Source organism: Microbacterium sp. K35 (assembly GCF_004794375.1).
GTDB lineage: Bacteria > Actinomycetota > Actinomycetes > Actinomycetales > Microbacteriaceae > Microbacterium > Microbacterium sufflavum.
In genome coordinates, this window is sequence record NZ_SSDM01000371.1 from 1 (window position 1) to 5,267 (window position 5,267).

The 5,267-nt window shown below is 71.5% G+C and carries 4 protein-coding genes and 1 pseudogene; all 5 read left to right on the forward strand.

Annotated features, from left to right (window positions below; translation table 11 throughout):
- On the forward strand, window positions 1-269 hold a 269-nt coding region (locus DW299_RS15410; protein ID WP_205814418.1), incomplete at its 5' end, for an HRDC domain-containing protein.
- Between the two features lie 137 nt (window positions 270-406).
- On the forward strand, window positions 407-2,473 hold the full coding sequence (locus tag DW299_RS15415; protein ID WP_136037093.1) for an acyl-CoA dehydrogenase family protein: 2,067 nt from the start codon (window positions 407-409) through the stop codon (window positions 2,471-2,473).
- A 134-nt stretch (window positions 2,474-2,607) separates the two neighbouring features.
- Window positions 2,608-3,654, forward strand: a complete 1,047-nt coding sequence (locus DW299_RS15420; protein WP_136030092.1) for an NAD(P)-dependent alcohol dehydrogenase — start codon at window positions 2,608-2,610, stop codon at window positions 3,652-3,654.
- Window positions 3,655-3,782: 128 nt separating this feature from the next.
- Window positions 3,783-4,352 (forward strand): DNA-3-methyladenine glycosylase I, encoded by a 570-nt coding sequence (locus tag DW299_RS15425; protein WP_136037094.1) that lies wholly within the window; start codon window positions 3,783-3,785, stop codon window positions 4,350-4,352.
- A 145-nt stretch (window positions 4,353-4,497) separates the two neighbouring features.
- Window positions 4,498-5,267: pseudogene (locus tag DW299_RS15430) on the forward strand (Ig-like domain-containing protein); the annotation flags it as partial.

The window sequence follows — 5,267 nt, forward strand, 5'->3', positions numbered from 1 at the left end:
CCTCGACCCCGCGTGCCCGCAAGGCCAGCGCCGCGGACGCGCTCGATGCGGGCGACCGGGAGCTGTTCGAGGCGCTGCGGGCGTGGCGGGCCGAGACCGCACGCGAGCAGGGGGTGCCGGCGTACATCGTGTTCGGCGACGTCACGCTGCGCGCCCTGGCCGAGCACCGCCCGGCGTCCGCCGCTGACCTGGAGGGCATCACCGGCATCGGCGCGAAGAAGCGCGAGGCCTACGGCGACGGGGTGCTCGCGGTCATCGCCGCGAATTGAGGCCCGGCTGTCGCGAGCCGACAAGCCGGACGGGGCGCGACCCCCGAGGCTCTTGGAGGAAGGAGACAGCGGAGTTCTCCCCGGTTTGTGGCACACCTACCATGGAGGCACCGTCACTTCTCCGAGGAGGAACCCCCATGGTCGACGCTGCCGTCCGTCCTTCCACCACCCCCGACGAGCCCCGTCGCGAGACGGAAGCTCCGCGCATCGATGTCGCCGCCGTCACCGACGCCCTGATGGGCACCTGGGCCGACGTGCGCCGTGAGGCCCGCGAGATGATCAAGGATCCGGCGTTCTGGCGTCAGGACGAGCTGGGCAAGGACGAGCACCGCGAGCGCGTGCTCAGCCAGCTGCACCTGCTGGTGGAGAACAAGGCCGTGCACCGCGCGTTCCCGAAGCGCTTCGGCGGCGAGGAGAACAACGGCGGCAACATCGCCGGGTTCGAGGAGCTGGTCGCCGCCGACCCCAGCCTCCAGATCAAGTCGGGCGTGCAGTGGGGTCTGTTCGGCTCCGCGATCCTGCAGCTCGGCACGGCGGAGCACCACGAGAAGTGGCTGCCCGGCGTGATGGATCTGTCGATCCCCGGCGCGTTCGCGATGACCGAGATCGGCCACGGCTCCGACGTCGCGGCGGTCGGCACCACCGCGACCTACGACCCGGAGACGGAGGAGTTCGTCATCCACACGCCGTTCCGCGGCGCGACCAAGGAGTACCTCGGCAACGCGGCCCTGCACGGCATCGCGGCGACCGTGTTCGCGCAGCTCATCACGAACGGCGTGAACCACGGCGTGCACTGCTTCTACGTGCCGCTGCGCGGGGACGACGGAAACGACCTGCCGGGCATCGGCCGCGAGGACGACGGTCTCAAGGGCGGGCTGAACGGCATCGACAACGGACGGCTCTCGTTCGACCGGGTGCGCATCCCGCGCACGAACCTGCTGAACCGGTACGGCGACGTGGCCGCGGACGGCACGTACACCAGCGCCATCGACAGCCCCGGCCGCCGCTTCTTCACGATGCTCGGCACCCTGGTGCAGGGGCGCGTGTCGCTCGACGGCGCCGCGTCCTGGGCGTCGGCGCTCGGCCTGTACATCGCGGTCACCTACGCCACCCAGCGCCGCCAGTTCGACGGGGCGGACGGCCAGGAGGTCGTGCTGCTCGACTACGGCAAGCACCAGCGCCGCCTGCTCCCGCGGCTCGCGACCACGTATGCGCAGATCTTCGCGCACGACGAGTTCCTGCAGAAGTTCGACGGCGTGTTCTCCGGGCGCACCGACACCCCGGGCGACCGGGAAGACCTGGAGACGCTCGCCGCGGCCCTCAAGCCGCTGTCGACCTGGCACGCGCTCGACACGCTCCAGGAGGCGCGCGAGGCGTGCGGCGGGGCGGGCTTCATGTTCGAGAACCGGCTCGTCGGCCTGCGGCAGGACCTCGACATCTACGTCACCTTCGAGGGCGACAACAACGTGCTCCTGCAGCTCGTCGGCAAGCGGCTGCTGACCGACTACGCCAAGCAGTTCCAGGGCAAGGACGCGGCGTACCTCGCCCGGTACGCCGTGGGCATGACGGCGGGGAAGGTGTTCCACGGTGCGGGCCTGCGCCAGCTCGGCCAGGCCGTGAGCGACTTCGGACAGGTCGCCCGTTCGGTGGAGCGCGGGCTGCGCGAGGAGCAGCAGCACGACCTGCTCGCCGGTCGCGTGCAGCAGATGGTCGCGGACATCGCCGGGCGGCTGCGCGCCGCCGGGAAGGACAAGACGCTCGGCGCCGAGCTGTTCAACCAGAACCAGACCGAGCTGATCGAGGCCGCCAGGGCGCACGGCGAGCTGCTGCAGTGGGAGGCGTTCACCGACGCGGTCCACGCGATCGACGACCCGGAGACGCGGAAGGTGCTCACGTGGCTGCGCGACCTCTTCGGTCTGCAGCTGATCGAGAAGCACCTGGCGTGGCACCTCATCCACGGACGCCTGTCGACGCAGCGCGCCGCCGCCGTGTCCAGCTACATCGACCGGCTGTGCGCCCGGCTGCGTCCGCACGCGCTCGACCTCGTCGACGCGTTCGGGTACGAGCCCGAGCACGTGCGCGCGCCGATCGCGAGCGGGGCCGAGAAGCAGCGTCAGGACGAGGCCCGCGCCTACTACGCCGATCTCGCGGCCTCCGGCCAGGCCCCGATCCAGGAGAAGGCGCTGAAGAAGCAGAAGCGCTGACGCGGTTCGCCGTTCACCACCCCTCGATCCCGCCCGGATCCGCCGCGATCCGGGCGGGATCGTCGCGTCCGGCGCCGTGTTCTGAGGAGGTGGGAACGGGCGTAGTCTCGGCAGGTACCGACCAGAGGAGCACCATGTCGTCCGTCATCGCCTACGCCGCCCCCGCCGAGGCCGCCCCGCTCGAGAAGACCGTGATCGAGCGGCGGGAGCTGGGGCCGCACGACATCCTCATCGACATCGCGTTCGCGGGCATCTGCCACTCCGACATCCACACCGTGCGCGGCGACTGGGGCCCGCAGCAGTACCCGCTGGCACCGGGTCACGAGATCACCGGCACGGTCGCGGCGGTGGGCTCCGAGGTCACGCGTCACGCCGTGGGCGACCGCGTGGGCGTGGGGTGCCTGGTGAACTCCTGCGGCGAGTGCCGGCAGTGCCGCCGCGGCGAGGAGCAGTACTGCGAGAACGGCGCCATCGGCACCTACGGCGCGGTGGACCGCGACGGCACGATCACCCAGGGCGGCTACGCGCAGCAGGTCGTGGTGACCGAGGGATTCGTGCTGCGCATCCCCGACGCGCTGCCGCTCGACGCCGCGGCCCCGCTGCTGTGCGCGGGCATCACCACGTATTCGCCGCTGCGGCACTGGAAGGTCGGCCCCGGCACGCGCGTGGCAGTGGTGGGCATGGGCGGACTCGGGCACATGGGGGTGCAGATAGCGCACGCGCTGGGTGCCGAGGTGACCGTGCTGTCGCAGACCCTGTCGAAGCAGGACGACGGCCTGCGGCTCGGCGCCGACCGCTACTTCGCCACGAGCGACCGCGAGACGTTCCGTGAGCTGCGCGGGTCGTTCGACGTGATCCTCAACACCGTGAGCGCCGCGATCGACCTGCGCTCCTACCTGGGGCTGCTCGACGTGGACGGCACGCTGGTGTGCGTGGGCGCGCCGCCGGAGGCCCTGTCGGTGAACGCGGGCTCGCTCATCGCGGGGCGTCGCTCGATCGCCGGGTCGAACATCGGCGGCATCAGGGAGACGCAGGAGATGCTCGACTTCTGCGCCGAGCACGGCATCACCGCGCAGATCGAGGTCATCCCCGCGTCGGCGATCAACGAGGCGTACGAGCGCGTGCTCGCCTCCGACGTCCGCTACCGCTTCGTGATCGACGCCGCCACCTTCGCCGCCTGACCGCCTCCCGATCCCGCGCGACAGCTCCGTGCGGGATCGGAACCGCGCCGCGGAGGGGTCGGGGAGGCCCGCTTCCGATCCCGCATCCGGCGCGGGTGCGTGTCGGCGGTCGCCGGTAGCGTCGAGTCATGACCTCCCTCCTGATCGGCCCCGACCTCCGCGCGCGCTGCGCGTGGGTGGGCGACGACCCCGAGTACCGCCGCTACCACGACGAGGAGTGGGGCACCGCGCTGCACGGCGACCGGGCGCTGTTCGAGAAGATGGCGCTGGAGGGGTTCCAGGCCGGGCTCTCCTGGATCACGATCCTGCGCAAGCGTCCGCGGTTCCGCGAGGTGTTCGCGGGGTTCGAGCCGGAGGCGGTCGCCGCGTTCGACGAGTCCGATGTCGAGCGGCTGATGGGCGACGCCGGCATCATCCGCAACCGCGCCAAGATCGAGGCCACGATCGGCAATGCGCGCCTCGTCCGTGCGATGGCGGAGGGGGAGCTCGACGCGCTCATGTGGTCGTTCGCCCCGCCGGCGAGCGGCGCCCGGCCGAGCTCGTTCGCCGAGGTCCCGGCGGTGACGCCGGAGTCGACCGCGCTGAGCAAGGAGCTGCGGCGCCGGGGCTTCCGGTTCGTCGGACCGACCACGATGTACGCCCTGATGCAGTCCGCCGGGATGGTCGACGATCACATCGCGGGGTGCTGGCGGGCGTAGCTCCGGCCGAGTGGGGAGATCTCCCCATCGAGCGATATTCTGCGACGTGGTTAGGATGTAGCAGTGTTCCGTGGGCCGTCGTGCCGCGGTGGAGTCAGTGTGAGACGACCCTGGGGGGGAACCGGGTATGAAGGCGTTGTCGTGGATGCGCGCGCGACCCAAGACGCTGGCGTCCGCCGCCGGGGTCACGGTGGGTGTGATCGCCCTCACCACGATGGCCTTCACGTATGAGGGCTTCCCCACCACCAAGGTCGACCTGAACGACGGCGGCGTCTGGATCACCAAGACCTCGAGCCTGCTCGTCGGGCACTTCAACCACGAGTCCACGATCCTCGACGGCGGGCTGCGCACCACCAGCGAGGACTACGACATCCTGCAGGACGCGGCGAACGTGCTGGTCGTCGACGAGAGCGCGTCCACCGTGACCGCGGTCGACCCGGCGCGCGTCTCGCTCGGCGACTCCGCCCTCATCCCCTCCACCGCGAAGGTCGCGCTCGGCGCGAACACCGCGGCGATCCTCGACCAGGACTCGGGCGACCTGTGGGTCGTGCCGGTCCGGGGCATCAACGCGTTCGAGATCGAGGCCGCGGAGCCCGTGGTCGAGCTCGGCGACGACTCCGACGTGACGGTCGCCCAGGACGGCACCGTGTTCGGGCTGTCGGGCGAGCGCGGCGAGGTCGTCACGGTCCCGGTCGACCCCGAGGGCGCGCCGCTCGACCCGTCCGCCGCGTCGGTGGGCGAGCTCGACCTGTCCGAGCGCCCGTCGATCACCGCGATCGGCCGCACCCCGGTCGTGCTCGATGCGGCCGCCGGCGTCGTGACGAGCCCGGGCGGCTTCCGCACCGAGGTTCCGGGCGCCGCCGACGCCGTGCTGCAGCACGCCTCCGCCGAGACCGACGCGGTCGCCCTCGCGAC